General features: G+C 63.7%; 15 protein-coding genes. 9 read left to right on the top strand and 6 right to left on the bottom strand.

Annotated elements, in window-relative coordinates; all coding sequences use genetic code 11:
- Positions 1–186: 186 nt before the first annotated feature.
- Both ACMCNM_RS27255 and ACMCNM_RS27250 read left to right on the top strand, forming a co-directional pair.
- Positions 187–1,680 (top strand): aldehyde dehydrogenase, encoded by a 1,494-nt coding sequence (locus tag ACMCNM_RS27255; RefSeq protein ID WP_027592165.1) that lies wholly within the window; start codon positions 187–189, stop codon positions 1,678–1,680.
- A 139-nt stretch (positions 1,681–1,819) separates the two neighbouring features.
- The gene (locus tag ACMCNM_RS27250) at positions 1,820–2,959 is read left to right on the top strand and encodes an MFS transporter (protein ID WP_238210126.1); all 1,140 of its coding nucleotides are present in this window, start codon (positions 1,820–1,822) and stop codon (positions 2,957–2,959) included.
- 121 nt (positions 2,960–3,080) lie between these two features.
- On the opposite strand, the gene ACMCNM_RS27245 is transcribed toward ACMCNM_RS27250, so the two are convergent.
- Together ACMCNM_RS27245 and ACMCNM_RS27240 are read right to left on the bottom strand one after the other, a co-directional pair.
- Entirely contained in the window at positions 3,081–4,634 is a 1,554-nt protein-coding gene (locus ACMCNM_RS27245) for a phospholipase D family protein (RefSeq protein WP_412765753.1), read from the bottom strand.
- 60 nt (positions 4,635–4,694) lie between these two features.
- Complete coding sequence (locus tag ACMCNM_RS27240; RefSeq protein WP_177323868.1) at positions 4,695–6,125, bottom strand: PLP-dependent aminotransferase family protein; 1,431 nt, start codon at positions 6,123–6,125, stop codon at positions 4,695–4,697.
- 178 nt (positions 6,126–6,303) lie between these two features.
- Between ACMCNM_RS27240 and ACMCNM_RS27235 the strand changes: the two genes are divergently transcribed.
- Entirely contained in the window at positions 6,304–6,534 is a 231-nt protein-coding gene (locus tag ACMCNM_RS27235) for a DUF1127 domain-containing protein (RefSeq protein ID WP_412765752.1), read from the top strand.
- A gap of 28 nt (positions 6,535–6,562) precedes the next feature.
- Here ACMCNM_RS27235 and ACMCNM_RS27230 read toward each other — a convergent pair whose 3' ends face one another.
- The gene (locus ACMCNM_RS27230) at positions 6,563–7,855 is read right to left on the bottom strand and encodes an NAD(P)/FAD-dependent oxidoreductase (protein ID WP_412765751.1); all 1,293 of its coding nucleotides are present in this window, start codon (positions 7,853–7,855) and stop codon (positions 6,563–6,565) included.
- Between the two features lie 195 nt (positions 7,856–8,050).
- Here ACMCNM_RS27230 and ACMCNM_RS27225 point away from each other — a divergent pair, with 195 nt between their 5' ends.
- The gene (locus ACMCNM_RS27225; protein ID WP_027592171.1) at positions 8,051–8,404 is read left to right on the top strand and encodes a YkgJ family cysteine cluster protein; all 354 of its coding nucleotides are present in this window, start codon (positions 8,051–8,053) and stop codon (positions 8,402–8,404) included.
- A 2-nt stretch (positions 8,405–8,406) separates the two neighbouring features.
- Here the strand turns inward: ACMCNM_RS27225 and dadR are convergent, their stop codons facing one another.
- Entirely contained in the window at positions 8,407–8,895 is a 489-nt protein-coding gene (dadR, locus tag ACMCNM_RS27220; RefSeq protein ID WP_003258963.1) for a transcriptional regulator DadR, read from the bottom strand.
- A 155-nt stretch (positions 8,896–9,050) separates the two neighbouring features.
- Between dadR and dadA the strand changes: the two genes are divergently transcribed.
- The 5 genes from dadA to ACMCNM_RS27195 all read left to right on the top strand — a co-directional run bounded on the left by dadA (position 9,051) and on the right by ACMCNM_RS27195 (position 14,894).
- Positions 9,051–10,355: a D-amino acid dehydrogenase gene (gene dadA, locus ACMCNM_RS27215; RefSeq protein ID WP_186681483.1), complete on the top strand. Its 1,305-nt coding sequence runs from the start codon at positions 9,051–9,053 to the stop codon at positions 10,353–10,355.
- Between the two features lie 146 nt (positions 10,356–10,501).
- On the top strand, positions 10,502–11,575 hold the full coding sequence (gene alr / locus ACMCNM_RS27210) for an alanine racemase (protein ID WP_412765750.1): 1,074 nt from the start codon (positions 10,502–10,504) through the stop codon (positions 11,573–11,575).
- 123 nt (positions 11,576–11,698) lie between these two features.
- Positions 11,699–12,247, top strand: coding sequence for a cupin domain-containing protein (locus ACMCNM_RS27205; RefSeq protein WP_027592174.1), 549 nt, complete (start codon positions 11,699–11,701; stop codon positions 12,245–12,247).
- A 154-nt stretch (positions 12,248–12,401) separates the two neighbouring features.
- Positions 12,402–12,806: a c-type cytochrome gene (locus ACMCNM_RS27200; RefSeq protein WP_033693936.1), complete on the top strand. Its 405-nt coding sequence runs from the start codon at positions 12,402–12,404 to the stop codon at positions 12,804–12,806.
- Positions 12,807–13,034: 228 nt separating this feature from the next.
- Positions 13,035–14,894, top strand: coding sequence for an acetyl-CoA hydrolase/transferase C-terminal domain-containing protein (locus tag ACMCNM_RS27195; protein WP_412765749.1), 1,860 nt, complete (start codon positions 13,035–13,037; stop codon positions 14,892–14,894).
- A gap of 116 nt (positions 14,895–15,010) precedes the next feature.
- On the opposite strand, the gene ACMCNM_RS27190 is transcribed toward ACMCNM_RS27195, so the two are convergent.
- Together ACMCNM_RS27190 and rep are read right to left on the bottom strand one after the other, a co-directional pair.
- The gene (locus ACMCNM_RS27190) at positions 15,011–15,583 is read right to left on the bottom strand and encodes a xanthine phosphoribosyltransferase (protein WP_003253535.1); all 573 of its coding nucleotides are present in this window, start codon (positions 15,581–15,583) and stop codon (positions 15,011–15,013) included.
- A gap of 65 nt (positions 15,584–15,648) precedes the next feature.
- On the bottom strand, positions 15,649–17,658 hold the full coding sequence (gene rep, locus ACMCNM_RS27185) for a DNA helicase Rep (RefSeq protein ID WP_099430788.1): 2,010 nt from the start codon (positions 17,656–17,658) through the stop codon (positions 15,649–15,651).
- Positions 17,659–17,797 lie beyond the last annotated feature (139 nt).

Below are 17,797 nucleotides of genomic sequence, written 5' to 3'. Positions count from 1 at the left end.
CTGTTGTTGTTTAATAAAATGCACATCAGTAGGCTTTTAGGCCTTTCGTGTCAAATATATTGATAGTTTACACAGGCTGGTTTAGGGTGTCGTTTGCCCGTGCGCGCGCGTCGCCCGGCCAGAATTCTGACAACGCCAGTGAGTCCTCAGTGCGGCGTTGCACCTAAACAAGAGGAGGAGTTTCGTATGACCACCCTGACTCGTGCGGACTGGGAACAACGTGCCCAGCAACTGAAGATCGAAGGCCGTGCCTTCATCAACGGCGAATACACCGACGCCGCATCCGGTGAGACCTTCGAGTGCCTGAGCCCGGTCGACGGACGCTTCCTGGCCAAGGTCGCCAGCTGCGACCTGGCTGACGCCAACCGTGCCGTCGAGAACGCCCGCGCCACCTTCGATTCCGGCGTCTGGTCGCGCCTGGCTCCGGCCAAGCGCAAGGCCAAGCTGATCCGCTTCGCCGACTTGCTGCGCAAGAACGTCGAAGAGCTGGCACTGCTCGAAACCCTGGACATGGGCAAGCCGATCGGCGACTCCTCGACCATCGACGTCCCAGGCGCGGCACAAGCCCTGCACTGGAATGCTGAAGCCATCGACAAGGTCTACGACGAAGTCGCACCGACACCGCATGACCAACTCGGCCTGGTAACCCGTGAGCCGGTGGGCGTCGTCGGCGCCATCGTGCCGTGGAACTTCCCGCTGCTGATGGCCTGCTGGAAACTCGGCCCGGCCCTGGCCACCGGTAACTCGGTGGTGCTCAAGCCGTCCGAAAAATCGCCACTGACCGCCATCCGCATCGCCCAGCTGGCCATCGAAGCCGGCATCCCGGCCGGTGTGCTGAACGTGTTGCCAGGCTACGGCCACACTGTCGGCAAGGCCCTGGCCCTGCACATGGACGTCGACACCCTGGTGTTCACCGGCTCCACCAAGATCGCCAAGCAGCTGATGATCTACGCTGGCGAATCGAACATGAAGCGCATCTGGCTGGAAGCCGGCGGCAAGAGCCCGAACATCGTCTTCGCCGACGCACCGGACCTGCAAGCTGCTGCCGAAGCCGCTGCCAGCGCCATCGCCTTCAACCAGGGCGAAGTCTGCACCGCGGGTTCGCGCCTGCTGGTCGAGCGCTCGATCAAGGACACGTTCCTGCCCCTGGTGGTCGAGGCCCTCAAAGGCTGGAAACCGGGCAACCCACTGGACCCGCAGACCACCGTTGGCGCGCTGGTCGATACCCAGCAGATGAACACCGTGCTGTCGTACATCGACGCTGGCCACAAGGATGGCGCCAAACTGCTGGCCGGTGGCAAGCGCATCCTCGAAGAAACCGGCGGCACTTATGTCGAGCCGACCATCTTCGACGGCGTGACCAATGCCATGAAGATCGCCCAGGAAGAAATCTTTGGCCCCGTGTTGTCGGTGATCACCTTCGACACGGCCGAAGAAGCCATCGCCATTGCCAACGACACGCCGTACGGCCTGGCGGCTGGCATCTGGACTTCGGACATTTCCAAGGCCCACAAGACCGCCCGTGCCGTGCGCGCTGGCAGCGTCTGGGTCAACCAGTACGACGGCGGCGACATGACCGCGCCGTTCGGTGGCTTCAAGCAGTCGGGCAACGGCCGTGACAAGTCGCTGCATGCGCTGGAGAAGTACACCGAGCTGAAAGCGACCTGGATCAAGCTGTAAATCGCTGGGGCCGCGATGCGGCCCATTCGCGGGGCAAGCCCGCTCCCACAGGTTCACCGCTGATTTCACAATCGCGGAGTACCTGTGGGAGCGGGCTTGTCCCGCGAATGGGCCCAAGAAAATCCAACAGGGGGAGCACATGCGCTGGGGCACCTACTTCGCCGTACTGGCATCCGTACTCAGCGTCGGCCTTGCGCTCGGCGTGAGCATGCCGCTGGTTTCCCTGCGCCTGGAGGCCTGGGGCTACGGTAGCTTCGCCATCGGCGTAATGGCAGCGATGCCCGCCTTGGGCGTACTGCTGGGTGCCAGCCTGGCCAGCCGCCTGGCTGGTTGGGTCGGCGTGCCTTCGGCCATGCGCCTGTGCCTCTGGGGCGGCGCGCTGTCGATCGGCCTGGTTGCGGTGCTGCCAAGCTACCCGCTGTGGCTGGCCCTGCGCCTGCTGATCGGTATGTCCCTGACTGTGGTGTTCATCCTCGGCGAAAGCTGGATCAACCAATTGGTGGTCGAGCAATGGCGTGGCCGCCTGGTGGCGCTGTATGGCAGCAGCTATGCCTTGAGCCAACTGGCCGGGCCGCTGGTGCTGGGCTTTCTCGGTTCGGACGACGACTTTGGGTTCTGGGCCGCGACCGGCTTGCTGTTGCTGGCACCGCTGGTGCTGTTGGGCCGCGGCGGGGCGCCGACCACTGAAGCCTACAGCGTCACCTTCCGCGACTTGGTCGCTTTCTGCCGCCGCCTGCCGGTGATCGCCTGGGCAATCGCCCTGTTTGCCTCGTTCGAGGCGATGATCCTGACCTTGTTGCCGGTCTACAGCCTGCAGCAAGGGTTCACCACCGAGGTTGCCTTGTTCATGGTGAGCACGGTGGTGGTAGGCGATGCAGTGCTGCAGTTGCCGATCGGCGCGCTGGCTGACCACATGTCGCGGCGCACCCTGTTCACCGGTTGTGCGGTGACCTTGATGTGCTCCAGCCTGGCGATTCCGTTGCTGCTGCACACGCCGGTGATCTGGCCGCTGTGGGTGCTGTTCGGGGCCAGTGCCGGGGGGTTGTTCACCCTGTCGCTGGTGCTGATCGGCGAGCGTTATCGGGATGATGCGCTGGTACGTGCCAATGCCCATGTGGCGCAGCTGTGGGGCATCGGTTGCCTGCTCGGGCCGCTGTTGGCCGGGGCGGGTAGCCAGTGGATCAGCGGGCATGCGTTGCCGTTGTTGATGGCTATCGGGGCCGCAGGGCTGGTGGTGTTGACCCGTCGGCGCGGTGCCTTCGAACCTGCGCCTGCCTGATGTTCTTTGGAAGCTTTGCGGCCCTTTCGCAGCACAAGGCTGCTCCTACAGGAATACGCGGTGCTCTGTAGGAGCAGCCTTGTGCTGCGAATGGGGCGCAAAGCGCCCCCCGCCATCTGAACTACAGCATCTTCTCCAGGCCAACCGCCTTGCTGATCCAGGCATTGAAGCGCCGCCAGAGCCCGCCAGGCTCTGCTGTCAGCGTGTGCAGCTGGCCATTATCCTCGGTCACCCAGACCAGCTTGTCATTGGCCAGCCTGACCTGATAACTCAGCGCGGGCGCCATGCCCTGCACGGCCAGCTCGCGGGTGTATTCGGCCAGCTCCGGGCTGTCCACCAGCACCCCCACCTCGGTATTCCACAGCACCGAACGCGGGTCGAAATTGAACGAGCCGATGAACGTCTTGCGCCGGTCGAAGACGATCGCCTTGCTGTGCAGGCTCGAATCGGAGCTGCCACGGAAGCTCAGGCGCCCGGCGCTCGGGTCGCCCGGCTGGCGGCGCAGCTCGAACAGTTGCACGCCATGTTCGAGCAGCGCACGGCGGTAGGGCGCATAGCCGCCATGCACCGCTGGCACATCGGTGGCTTCCAGCGAATTGGTCAGCAGCCTGACCGACGCCCCGGCATCGGCACGGCCGGTCAGGTACAGCAACCCCGGCTCGCCCGGCACGAAGTACGCCGATACCAGGATCAGCTCCTTGTGCACGTTGGCCAGCTCCGGCGCCAACTGCTGGCTCAGCAGCAGGTGCGGGTCGGGCTCGTCATCGGCTAGCACCTTGCTCGGCGCATCCCACAGCACTTGGCTGTGGGCCCAGATCAGCTCGTTGCGCCAGATATCCAGGCGCGGCTGCGACTGGTACGCCATCAACCGGTCATACAAGGCCTTGCGCCGCGTCCGCGCCTCGGCCAGGGAAACTTCCAGGCGGTGCCGGCTGGCGCGCAGGTCGTCGGCATCCGGCAGGCGCCAGAGGAAATCGCCGATCGGCCGGCTCAGGGCGCTGTTCCAGTACTGGTCGAAACTGTGGCCAAGTTGTTCGGCCACCGGGCCTACGCCCAGCAGGTCGATGTCGGTGAAGTTGAGGTTGGGCTCGGCATCGAAGTACTCGTCACCCAGGTTGCGCCCGCCGACGATGGCCATGCTGTTGTCCACCAGGAACAGTTTGTTGTGCATGCGCCGGTGCTGGCGCGACAGGTTGAACAGGCGGCCTACGGCCCGCGTGGCGCCGGTGCTGCGCCCCAGGTGCAGCGGGTTGAAGACGCGGATCTGGATGTTCGGGTGGGCATCGAGGGTGCCCATGATGGTGTCCAGGCCATCGCTGGTGGTGTCGTCCAGCAGGATGCGAACGCGCACGCCACGGTCGGCGGCACGCAGCAGCTCATGCACCAGCGCGCGGGTGCTTAGGCCGTCGTGGACGATGTAGTATTGCAGGTCGATGCTGGCCTGGGCGTTGCGGATCAGCTCGGCGCGCGCGCGAAACGCCTCGTTGCTGTTGGGCAACAGGCGAAAGCCCGAGCGCCCCTCATAAGGTGCCGCCTGGCGCAGCACCGAGCGGCCGAAGGCGGAATCGTTGGCCGGCAGCGCCTGGCTGACTTCGCGAGGGGTGCCGACGCTGGCACAGCCTGCAAGGCCGAGCAGTAGCGTCAGCAGAAGCGGCAGAGCTTGCTGCAATCTCAAGGTAAGCGCGTCCTGTACAGCAAAGGCTTAAGGGGTTGGACCGTGGAGGGCGGCGCAAAGTTACGCGCAGGCGTCGTCCTGATCCAGTAGACGAAGGGCGGTTTCACCCACGTTGCGCACGGCGGCCTCGATTGCCGGCGTAGGTTGGGCGGCGAAGTTCATGCGCAGGCAGTGACGGAACTTGCCCGAGGCCGAGAAAATGCTGCCCACGGCAACCTGCACCCCCTGCTCCAGTAAAGCGCGGTTCAGCCGCAGCGTGTCGAAATGTTCGGGCAGTTCGACCCACAGCATGAAGCCCCCCTGGGGCCGGCTGACCCGGGTGCCCGGTGGGAAGTAACGGGTGACCCAGTCGCTCATCACGTCGCGGCTGCGTTGGTATTGGCTGCGCATGCGGCGCACGTGGGGCTGGTAATGGCCGGCCTTGATGAAGTCGGCAATGGCCAGTTGCGGCTGGCTGGCGGTGCTGCCGGTGCTGATGTACTTCATGTGCAGCACCCGCTCCAGGTAACGCCCCGGCGCGACCCAGCCGATGCGCAGGCCGGGGGCCAAGGTTTTGGAGAACGAGCTGCACAGCAACACGCGGCCGTCGTCGTCGAACGACTTGAGGGTGCGCGGGCGCGGGTAGGTGTAGGCCAGGTCGCCGTACACATCGTCTTCCAGAATGGCCACGTCGTAGCGCTGGGCCAGGCTCAGCAACGCCTTCTTGCGCGCCTCGGGCATGATGTAGCCGAGCGGGTTGTTGCAGCTCGGGGTGATCTGGATGAGCTTGATTGGCCACTGCTCCAGGGCCAGCTCCAGCGCTTCGAGGCTGATGCCGGTGACCGGGTCGGTGGGGATCTCCAGTGCCTTCATGCCCAAGCCCTTGAGGGTTTGCATGGCGCCATGGAAGCTGGGCGAGTCGACCGCGACGATATCGCCCGGCTCGCACACCGCGCGAATGCTGCAGGACAGCGCCTCATGGCAGCCGGTGGTCACCACCAGGTCGGCCGGGCCCAGGCGGCAGCCGGAGTCCAGCATCAAGCGGGCGATCTGCTCGCGCAGGGCCAGGTTGCCATGGATGTTGTCGTAATACAGGCCAGGCATGTCCTGGCGCCGGCTCAGTTGGGCGAGGCTGCGCAACAGCGGCTTGAGGGTCGGGCTGTTGACGTCGGGCATGCCGCGGCCCAGTTGCATCACGTCCTGGCGCGGGGTGCTGCGGACCAGTTCCAGCACCTGTTCCCACTGGGAAATATCCACAGGGCGCTGGGCCGGGCGGCTGACGGCGGGCAGGGCAGGGAGGTGGCGGTGTTCGCTGACAAAGTAGCCCGACTTGGGCCGCGGCGAGACCATGCCGCTGTCTTCGAGCATGCGGTAGGCCTGCTGCACGGTGCTCAGGCTGACGCCGTGTTCCATGCTGAGGGCGCGCACCGAAGGCAGGCGCTGGCCGGGGCGATACAGGCCTTGTTCGATACGGGCGCCGAGCAGCTCGGCGAGGTTGAGGTAGAGCGTCACGGCATACTCCAGCGTCGCCTGCATACAGCGACCAGTACAGTTGCGTTGAAAATACAGCATTCACGCGTCGATTCGCCAATTCTGTATGGGAATAATAAGCCGCTAGTGGATCTGTATTGTCACCATTGCCAACGCGCATGCTTGCTCCACGGTATCAACTGAACGGGAGAACGCAGTGATGGGTGGCATGAGCGATATGCGCTTGCAACTGATGGCCAAGGACCTGGAAGCCGGGCAGCGGGCCAAGGTCTTCAATGCGCCAGCGGGCCTGAGCCGTTGGGGGCTGATGGTGCATCGCTGGCATACCCGCAAGGCGCTGCTGCAGCTGACAGACGATGAGTTGCGCGATGTCGGGCTGAGCTGGGAGCAGGCCCGTACAGAAGGGCGCAAACCCTTCTGGAAGGCATAAACGGCCCAATTTGTAGGAGCGGCAGCGTTCAGACCAGCTCTTTCAGCCGGTGCCAGAGCATCCCCAGTGCCAGCAGTGGCGAGCGCAGGTGCTTGCCGCCTGGGAAGGTGATGTGCGGCACCTTGGCGAACAGGTCGAAGCGCCCGCTTTGCTGGCCACTGATGGCCTCGCCCAGCAGGCGCGCGGCCAGGTGGGTAGCGTTCAGCCCATGGCCGGAGTATGCCTGGGCGTAATAGACATTCGGCTGGCTGGCCAAACGGCCGATCTGCGGCAGGCGGTTGGCGCCAATGCCGATCATGCCGCCCCATTGGAACTCGATGCGCACATCGGCCAGGTGCGGGAAAACCTTGAGCATTTTCGGCCGCATGTAGGCGGCGATGTCTTGCGGGTCGCGGCCGGAATAGTGGCAGGCACCGCCGAACAGCAGCCGGTGGTCCGCAGACAGGCGATAGTAGTCCAGCGCTACGCGCTGATCGCACACGGCCATGTTCTGTGGCAGCAGTGTGCGCGCGCGTTCCTCGCCCAGTGGCTCGGTGGCAATGATGTAGCTGCCGGCGGGCAGCACCTTGCCGCCCAGCTCGCGGTTGAGGTCGTTGTGGTAGGCATTGCAGCACAGCACGAGGGTCTTGGCGCGAACCTGGCCTTGAGCGGTGTGCACCTTGACCTCAGGGCCATACTCGATGCGGGTGACTTCCGACTGCTCATACAGGCGCACGCCTAGGCGGCTGGCTACGGCCGCCTCGCCAAGTGCCAGGTTGAGTGGGTGCAGGTGGCCCGAGCCCATGTCGATCAGGCCGCCGACATAGCACTCGGCGCCGACCACGCTGTGGATATCGTCTTTGCCGACCAGGCGCAGCTCATGCTCGTAGCCCAAGCTGCGCAGTGCTTCAGCCTCTTCGGCAAAGCCCAGCAGCTCAGCAGGTTTATTGGCCAGGTCGCAGTAGCCCCAGGTCAGGTCGCAGGCGATGGCGTGGCGCTCGACCCGCTCGCGAACGATCTCCACGGCTTCCAGGCCCATCAGCTTCATGCTGCGCACGCCTTCTTCGCCGATCACCGGGAGGAACTGATCCAGGCCATGGCCGACCCCGCGGATGAGTTGCCCGCCGTTGCGCCCGCTGGCGCCCCAGCCGAGTTTGCGGGCTTCCAGCAGGATCACCGAGAGGCCACGTTCGGCCAGTTCGATGGCGGTGTTCAGGCCTGAATAGCCGCCGCCGACGATGCACACGTCGGCGCTGTGCTCGCCTTGCAGGAAAGCGTGGTCGGGGTGGGGCGCGCTGCTGGCGGCGTAATAGGAGGCGGCGTGCTGCGCGCTGTGGATCATGGGGCAGGTCCTGGGCAGGAAAACAGAAGGGGGGAGGATAAGCTGGGGTTTTGTGGTGGGGCAACTGGCCCAATCGCCGGCAAGCCGGCTCCCACCGGGGCTGCACTGCCCTTGAGATAAGCGGTGTACTGGTGGGAGCCGGCTTGCCGGCGATTGGCCCTATAATTCGACCTTGACCCTCATTGTGTACCCGCCATGTCCTGCAACCGCCACAAGATCCACTTCCTGCGCGAGCTCATCCCCTCATTCGAGTGCGAGCCCGGTTGCCACGATTGCTGCGGCCCGGTCACCACGTCCACCGAAGAAATGGCCCGCCTGCCGCGCAAGACCGAGGCGGAGCAGGCCGCTGCGCTGGAGCACCTGGACTGCGTGCACCTGGGCCCCAATGGTTGCACGGTGTATGAAGAGCGGCCGATGATCTGCCGCCTGTTCGGCACTACCCCGCGCATGGCCTGCCCGCGCGGTCGCGGCCCTGAACAGATGATCGAGCCCGAGGCCGAGCAGCTCGTTCACCAGTTCATCGCCACCACCCGCCAAGTGCTGGTCTAGCCTCAGTCCGGAATCGGCAGGCAGAGGCTCTCTTTTACCTCCTCCATCACGATGTAGCTCTTCGACTCGCGCACGTGCGGCAGCTTCAGCAGGATGTCGCCCAGCAGCTTGCGGTACGAGGCCATTTCCGAAATGCGCGCTTTCACCAGGTAGTCGAAGTCGCCTGAGACCAGGTGGCACTCCAGCACATGGGGCAGCTTGAGCACGGCGCGGCGGAACTCCTCGAAGGTGTCGCCAGACTTGTAGTCCAGGCTGATTTCGACGAACACCAGCAAGCTGCCCTTCAGGTGCTGCGGGTTGAGCCGGGCGTTGTAGCCCATGATGATGCCCTCGCGCTCCAGGCGGCGGACGCGCTCGGTGCACGGGGTGGTGGAAAGCCCAACTTTCTCGCCCAGTTCGGTGAAGGAAATACGGCCGTCATTCTGCAGGATCCGCAGTATGTTGCGGTCGATCTTGTCCAGTTCACGCTTGCTCTGGTGCTGGGTTCTCATAGGGGATGCCCCTCCGTGAAAGGCAATATTGCCGAGAATTCTCGCCAAATATAGGCTTTTATATAGTGAATTGCACTGGTCTGTAATTTTTATACTGCGCGCATCCATGCCATTTCAACAAAAGACTGCGGTGCGCCGCGTGCGAGGGATCAACAATGCGAGTTCTGGTACTTGGTAGCGGTGTCATCGGAACCGCCAGTGCCTATTATCTGGCCCGGCAAGGTTTTGAAGTGACGGTGGTCGACCGCCAGCCAGCGGCGGCCATGGAAACCAGCTTCGCCAACGCAGGCCAGATCTCGCCCGGCTATGCCTCGCCCTGGGCTGCCCCGGGTGTGCCGCTCAAAGCCATCAAGTGGCTGCTCGAACGCCATGCGCCACTGGCCATCAAGCTCACCGGCGACGTTGACCAGTACCTGTGGATGGCACAGATGCTGCGCAACTGCACCGCCAGCCGCTATGCGGTGAACAAGGAGCGCATGGTGCGCCTGTCCGAGTACAGCCGCGATTGCCTCGACGAGCTGCGCGCCGAAACCGGCATCGCCTACGAAAGCCGCACCTTGGGCACTACCCAGTTGTTCCGCACCCAGGCGCAGGTCGATGCCGCAGCCAAGGATATCGCTGTGCTCGAACAGTCCGGCGTGCCGTATGAACTGCTCGACCGCGATGGCATTGCTCGCGTCGAACCGGCCCTGGCCGGGGTAAAAGACATCCTCGCCGGTGCACTGCGCCTGCCCAACGACCAGACCGGCGATTGCCAGCTGTTCACCACCAAGCTCGCCGACATGGCGCAGAAGCTGGGTGTGGAGTTCCGCTTTGGCCAGGACATCCAGCGCCTGGACTTTGCCGGTGACCGCATCAACGGTGTATGGATCGACGGCAAGCTGGAAACCGCCGACCGCTACGTGCTGGCCCTGGGCAGCTACTCGCCGCAAATGCTCAAGCCACTGGGCATCAAGGCGCCGGTCTACCCGCTCAAGGGTTACTCGCTGACCGTGCCGATCACCAACGCCGAGATGGCGCCGACGTCGACCATTCTCGACGAGACCTACAAGGTTGCCATCACCCGTTTCGACAACCGCATCCGCGTTGGCGGCATGGCTGAGATCGCCGGTTTTGACCTGTCGCTCAACCCGCGTCGGCGCGAAACGCTGGAGATGATCGTCAACGACCTTTATCCTCGCGGCGGTGACCTGAGCCAAGCCAGTTTCTGGACCGGCCTGCGCCCGGCCACCCCGGACGGTACGCCGATCGTGGGTGCCACAGCGTTCCGTAACCTGTTCCTCAACACAGGCCACGGCACCTTGGGCTGGACCATGGCGTGTGGCTCCGGTCGCCTGCTGGCGGACCTGATTGCACGTAAAAAGCCGCAGATCAGTGCCGAAGGGCTGGATATTTCCCGGTATGGCAACAGCCGGGAAGTGGCCAAGCACGGGCAGACCGCGCCCGTTCACCAGCAATAAGTTCACCTGTACCGGCCTCTTCGCGGGCAAGCCCGCTCCACAGGGACCGCACAGCTATCGAACACTGTGCAGTACCTGTGGGAGCGGGCTTGCCCGCGAAGAAGCAGACACTGTTTTTAAACTGAACCACCATAAGGCATGCCGCCATGCGTCCCGCCCGCGCCCTGATCGACCTCCAGGCCCTGCGCCACAACTACCGCCTCGCCCGTGAACTGACCGGCGCCAAAGCCCTTGCCGTGATCAAGGCCGATGCCTACGGCCATGGCGCGGTGCGTTGCGCCCTGGCGCTGGAAGCCGAAGCCGACGGCTTTGCCGTGGCCTGCATCGAAGAAGCACTGGAGCTGCGCGCCGCGGGCATCAAAGCCCCCGTTTTGCTGCTCGAAGGTTTTTTCGAGGCCAGCGAGCTGGCGCTGATCGCCGAGCACGACCTGTGGTGCGTGGTGCATTCGCTGTGGCAACTTGAAGCGATCGAAAAGACCCCGGTGCACACGCCACTGACGATCTGGCTGAAGCTCGACAGCGGCATGCACCGCGTCGGCCTGCACCCCAAGGATTACCACGAGGCGTATCAGCGCCTGCTGGCCAGCGGCAAGGTGGCGCGCATCGTACTGATGAGCCATTTTGCCCGTGCCGACGAACTGGACGCCGACGCCACCGCCGAGCAGATCGCGGTGTTCGAGGCTGCGCGTCAGGGCCTTGCTGCCGAGTGCAGCCTGCGCAACTCGCCCGGCGTGTTGGCGTGGCCACAAGCTGGCGGCGACTGGGTACGCCCAGGCCTCATGCTGTATGGCGCCACCCCCTTCGAAGTCGCCCAGGCCGAGGCGCAACGCCTGCAACCGGTGATGACCTTGCAGTCGCGCGTCATCAGCGTGCGCGAACTGCCCGCCGGTGAGCCGGTTGGCTACGGCGCCAAGTTCACCAGCCCGCGGCCGACCCGTGTCGGCGTGGTCGCCATGGGCTACGCCGATGGCTACCCGCGCCAAGCCCCCAATGGCACCCCGGTGATGGTCGCCGGCAAGCGCGCCCAGCTGATCGGCCGGGTCTCGATGGACATGCTCTGCATTGACCTGACCGATGTGCCAGAGGCTAACGTCGGCAGCCCGGTAGAGCTGTGGGGCAAGCAGGTGCTGGCCAGCGAAGTGGCTGCGCAGGCCGGCACCATCCCCTACCAGATCTTCTGCAACCTGAAGCGGGTGCCGAAAGACTACTGCGGTGAGTAAGTGCGACGAATGAGACGCTGAAGCGGACAGCTTGAGGGGTGGTGTGTTGTAAATACTGAACGGCATTGCCATGATATCGTTCACATCCACCCCTATTTCTACCCGTTTCAGGAGGCTCCAGCTTTGGACGTCGGCGAACGACTGCAAGCCATCCGCAAGCTCAAGGGCCTGTCACAACGTGAACTCGCCAAGCGCGCGGGCGTAACCAACAGCACCATCTCGATGATCGAGAAAAACAGCGTCAGCCCTTCGATCAGTTCGCTGCGCAAGGTGCTGAGCGGCATTCCGATGTCGATGGTCGAATTCTTTTCGGTCGAACTGGCTGTCGAGAGCCCGACGCAGATCGTCTACAAGGCCGATGAGCTGATCGATATCTCGGACGGCGCGGTGACCATGAAACTGGTGGGCAAGTCGCACCCCAACCGGGCCATCGCGTTTCTCACCGAGGTTTACCCACCGGGTGCCGACACCGGCGCCGAAATGCTCACCCACGACGGCGAAGAGACCGGCATCCTGCTCGAAGGCCGGCTTGAACTGGTGGTTGGCAACGAGGTGTTCATCCTCGAAGAAGGCGACAGTTACTACTTCGAAAGCACCCGCCCGCACCGCTTTCGCAACCCCTTCGACGCGCCGGCCCGGCTGATCAGCGCGGCGACGCCTTCAAACTTTTGATCCAGCGCAGTGCATTGATTCGGCAATACCCCTTTCCTGTGTAGGGTCGTTTCACGGTCTCTGGGTTCCCGCTATACTTTTCAACGCTCGCCGACCCGTGGCCGCGAGCGTGATTAGCCACCATGAGGGTGTACGCGTGAACCAAATCAAGAAGATGCTGGCCGTACCAGCAGCCGTATTCGCCCTCTGGGCAATGAGCGCAACCGCTGCGACCAACGACGACATCGCCAAGCGCCTGGAGCCGGTTGGCCAAGTGTGCGTCCAAGGCCAGGAGTGCAAGGGCATGGAAGTGGCCGCTGCTGCAGGCGGCGGCGGTGCCAAGACGCCAGACGACATCATCGCCAAGCATTGCAATGCCTGCCATGGCACCGGCTTGCTCGGCGCGCCGAAAATCGGCGATACCGCCGCGTGGAAAGAACGCGCCGACCACCAGGGCGGCCTGGATGGCATCCTGGCCAAGGCCATTACCGGCATCAACGCCATGCCGCCTAAAGGCACGTGCGCGGATTGCTCGGATGATGACCTGAAAGGGGCGATCAAGAAGATGTCGGGATTGTGAGTAACAGCTGAATTGCACGAGGCCCGCCGTTGATGGCGGGCTTTGTTTTTGTGCTGCCTGTGCCGGCCCTTTCGCGGGTAAACCCGCTCCCACAGGGACCTCACAGTCTTTGAATGCTGCGGTGTACCTGTGGGAGCGGGCTTGCCCCGCGAAGAGGCCCGCACAGGCAACCAACCCGCCATATCCCATGTCCAACCCCTGAACCCATGGAAGACTCAGGAGGCCAAGATGCACCTCTGCGCCATCGATCAGGCTGTCGAGCAGGTCTTGTCACGCCTGCCGGCCCATATCCACATGGGCCTGCCACTGGGCCTTGGCAAACCTAACGCCTTCGTCAACGCCCTGTACGCCCGGGTGCGCGAACTGCCCGAGCGCCAGCTGACGATCTACACCGCTCTGTCCCTTGGCAGACCACCCTTGGGTGATGGCCTGCAGCGGCGCTTTCTCGAGCCCTTCGTCGAGCGTGTGTTTGCCGACTACGAAGAACTCACTTACCTCGCTGACCTGCGCAACGACTGCCTGCCCTCGAACATCCGCGTCGAGCAGTTCTTCATGCAGCCCGGCAGCCTGCTGCACAGCGAGACTGCCCAGCAGGACTACATCAGCAGCAACTACAGCCACGCCGCTCGCGACATCAACGCCAAGGGCCTGAACCTGATTGCCCAGCTGGTGGCTGCCACGCCCGAAAAGCCCGTGCATCTGAGCCTGGCCTGCAACCCCGACATCACCCTCGACCTGCTGCCGATGATCGCCAAGCGCCGCGCGGCCGGCGAGACCATTCTCATGCTCGGGCAGGTTCATGCCGAACTGCCCTACATGCCGGGTGATGCGGAGCTGAGCATCGACGCCTTCGACCTGCTGATTGACGAGGTGGAGCAACGTCGGCTGTTCTCTACGCCAAACATGCCGGTCAACACCCAGGACCACTGCATTGGCCTGCACGCCAGCACGCTGGTGCGCGATGGCGGCACGCTACAGATCGGCATTGGCGCCATGGGCGATGCCGTGGCCGCCGCGTTGCTGGCCAGGCAGGGCGACAACGCTGGCTACCGGGCCTTGATGGATGAACTGGATGTCGGCCCGTGGCAGGCCCTGATCGAGCGCGAAGGGGGGCTGGATGCTTTCGCCCAAGGCCTCTACGGTTGCAGCGAGATGTTCGTCAACGGCCTGCTGGCGCTGGCCGAGGCAGGCGTGGTGCGGCGCCCGGCGGACGAGCAGGGCGTGCTGGTGCATGGCGGGTTTTTCCTTGGCCCGCGGGCGTTTTACCAACGCTTGCGCGAAATGCCGCTGGAGCAGCGCGCACGCTTTGCCATGACGCGGATCAGCTACATCAACGAGCTGTATGGCCAAGAGGAACTGAAACGCCGCCAACGTCGGGATGCCCGCTTCATCAACACCGTGTTCACCATGACCTTGCTCGGCGCGGGGGTTGCCGACCAGCTGGAGGATGGCCGTGTGCTCAGCGGCGTGGGCGGGCAGTACAACTTCGTCGCCCAAGGCCACGCGCTGGAGGGTGGGCGCTCGATTTTGCTGCTGCGCAGTTGGCGTGAGGCGGGCGGGCAGGTGACGTCCAACCTGCTCTGGCAGTACGGCCACTGCACCATTCCCCGGCATTTGCGTGACATCGTGGTAACCGAGTACGGCATCGCCGATTTGCGTGGGCAGACTGACAGTGAGGTGATTGCGCGGCTGCTGGCGGTCAGTGACTCACGCTTCCAGGGCGAGCTGATGGCGCAGGCCAAGAAGGCCGGCAAGCTGGCCAAGGATTTCGAGCTGGAATCACGCTTCACTGACAATACGCCGGAGCGGCTCGAGGCCATCCGGGCACGGCATGCAGGGTTGTTTCCGGAGTATCCGCTGGGGACTGATTTCACGGCTGAGGAGCGGGACTTGCTGCGGGCGCTGAACTGGTTGAAGAGCAAGTTCAGGCTGAGCGAGGCGCTGGAGTTGGGGAAGGCCGCGCTGGATGCGCCGGGGCCGGAGGGGTATGGGGCGCAGCTGGTGCGAATGGGGCTGGATGACCCCCAGGGGCTGAAAGAAGAGATCTATCAGCGGTTGCTGCTGGCGGGGTTGGCGGCGACCGGGTGATAGCGGGGGCTGCTGCGCAGCCCTTTCGCGACGCAAGGCCGCTCCTACAGGGGATCGCGTTTTCCTGTGGGAGCGGCCTTGTGCCGCGATGGGCCGCAAAGCGGCCCCAATGGCCGTCACTCGATGAAGCTGACCACACCGCCTTCCAGCGACTTCACCCGGGCCAGCGATTCAACGCGGTAGCCCTGGCTGTCCAGCTCGGCACGGCCGCCCTGGAACGACTTCTCGATGACGATACCCAGGCCGGCCACGGTGGCGCCGGCCTGCTTGATGATCGAGATCAGTGCCTGCGACGCCTTGCCGTTGGCCAGGAAGTCGTCGATCACCAGCACGCGGTCGCTGCTGTTGAGGTGGCGCGGCGAGATGGCCACGGTGTTCTCGGTCTGCTTGGTGAAGGAGTACACCGAGGCAGTCAGCAGGTTCTCGGTCAGGGTCAGCGACTGGTGCTTGCGCGCAAAGATCACCGGCACGCCCAGCTTCAGGCCAGTCATCACCGCCGGGGCGATGCCCGAGGCTTCGATGGTGACGATCTTGGTCACGCCGGCGTCGGCGAACAGGCGGGCGAACTCGTCACCGATCAACTGCATCAGCGCAGGGTCGATCTGGTGGTTGAGAAACGCGTCGACTTTAAGAACCTGATCGGAAAGCACGATGCCTTCTTCGCGAATCTTCTGATGCAGTGCTTCCACTGTGGTTTTCCTCGATGTAGCAAAGGTGGCCGCAACAGCGGCAACGGTTAAAGAGTAAGGGTTGATCAGCGTTTGAGCATTGCCCGAATATCGGCCAGTGCGTTGTTGCCACGCGCGGCTTTCACTTCGACGGGCGCATCGTCCAGGCCTTCCCAGGCCAAATCGTCCGGCGGCAGTTCGTCGAGGAACCGGCTCGGGGTGCAGTCGATGATCTCGCCGTACTGCTTGCGCTTGGCCGCAAAGGTGAAGGCCAGGGTCTGGCGCGCGCGGGTAATGCCCACGTAGGCCAGGCGGCGTTCTTCTTCGATGGTGTCGGCTTCGATGCTGGAGCGGTGCGGAAGGATCTCTTCTTCCATGCCCATGATGAACACGTATGGGAATTCCAGGCCCTTGGAGGCATGCAGGGTCATCATCTGCACACCTTCGGCGTTTTCTTCCTCTTCCTGCTGGCGCTCGAGCATGTCGCGCAGCACCAGCTTGCCGATGGCGTCCTCGATGGTCATGTCACCCTCTTCGTCCTTCTCGAGGGTGTTTTTCAGCGCTTCGACCAGGAACCAGACGTTGCTGATGCGGAACTCCGCCGCCTTGTCGCTGGCGGTTTGCTGGCGGATCCAGTTCTCGTAGTCGATGTCGCGGATCATCTCGTGCAGCGCGGCGATCGGGTCATCCAGCGCCACCTTGTGGCGCACCCCGTCCAGCCAGTGCTTGAAGCGCTGCAGGCGCTCGGTGTAACGAGCGTCCAGGTGCTCGCCCAGGCCCAGCTCTTCGCTGGCGGCGTACATCGAGATACCGCGTTCGGTCGAGTAGTTGCCGAGCTTTTCCAGGGTCGTGGAGCCGATTTCCCGGCGCGGCACGTTGATCACGCGCAGGTAGGCGTTGTCGTCGTCGGGGTTTACCAGCAGGCGCAGGTAGGCCATGAGGTCCTTGACCTCCTGGCGGCCGAAGAAGCTGTTGCCACCTGAAAGGCGGTACGGCACCTGGTGGTGCTGCAGCTTCAGTTCGATCAGCTTGGCCTGGTAGTTGCCGCGGTAAAGGATGGCGAAGTCGCTGTACGGGCGGTTGGTGCGCAAGTGCAGGGTGAGGATTTCCATGGCCACGCGTTCGGCCTCGGCTTCCTCGTTCTTGCAGCGGATCACGCGGATCTCGTCGCCCACGCCCATCTCGCTCCACAGCTGCTTCTCGAACGCGTGTGGGTTGTTGGCGATCAGCACGTTGGCGCAGCGCAGGATGCGGCTGGTGGAGCGGTAGTTCTGCTCGAGCATGACGATCTTCAGGGAGGGGTAGTCCTCCTTGAGCAGCATCAGGTTCTCGGGCCGCGCGCCACGCCAGGCGTAGATCGACTGGTCATCGTCGCCGACCACCGTGAACTGGTTGCGCATGCCGATCAGCATTTTCACCAGCAGGTACTGGCTGGCGTTGGTGTCCTGGTATTCGTCCACCAGCAGGTAGCGCACGCGGTTCTGCCAGCGCTCCAGCACCTCGGGGTGTTCCTGGAACAGCTTGACCGGCTGCAGGATCAGGTCGTCGAAGTCCACCGCGTTGAACGCCTTGAGCGTGCGCTGGTAGTGGGTGTAGACGATGGCGGCGGTCTGCTCGCGTGGGTTGCGGGCCTTTTCCAGGGCCTCGGGTGGGAGGATCAGGTCGTTCTTCCAGGCACCGATCATGTTCTTGATCTCGTCGATGCCGTCGTCGCCGGAATACTCTTTCTGCATGATGTCCGACAGCAACGCCTTGATGTCGGACTCGTCGAAGATCGAAAAGCCTGGCTTATAGCCCAGCTTGTCGTGCTCCTTGCGGATGATGTTCAAACCCAGGTTGTGGAAGGTGCACACCGTCAGGCCGCGGCCTTCCCCTGGGCGCAGCAAGGTGGCGACCCGCTCCTTCATCTCGCGTGCGGCCTTGTTGGTGAAGGTCATCGCCACGATGTACTGGGCACGGATGCCGCAGTTCTGGATGAGGTGGGCAATCTTGCGCGTGATGACGCTGGTCTTGCCGGAACCTGCACCGGCGAGCACCAAAAGAGGGCCGCCGACGTAGTCTCGGGCTTCCTGTTGCCGGGGATTGAGTCGGGACATGCTAGAAACCGGGGGTCGCCAGAAAATAGCCGCGCATTCTAACAGGCATGGGCCGGTAATGGCGCGACCGTCTGACGTCTGAGTCAGACTTTTATCAGTGCATAAGTATTAGTCAGGCTCATGCTATTCACCGAAAAAA

The sequence above is a fragment of the Pseudomonas sp. NGC7 genome (assembly GCF_047159675.1).
Taxonomy (GTDB): domain Bacteria; phylum Pseudomonadota; class Gammaproteobacteria; order Pseudomonadales; family Pseudomonadaceae; genus Aquipseudomonas; species Aquipseudomonas kermanshahensis.
The sequence above is the reverse complement of the archived record's forward strand: the minus strand, read 5'-3'. Positions and strand labels throughout refer to the sequence as shown.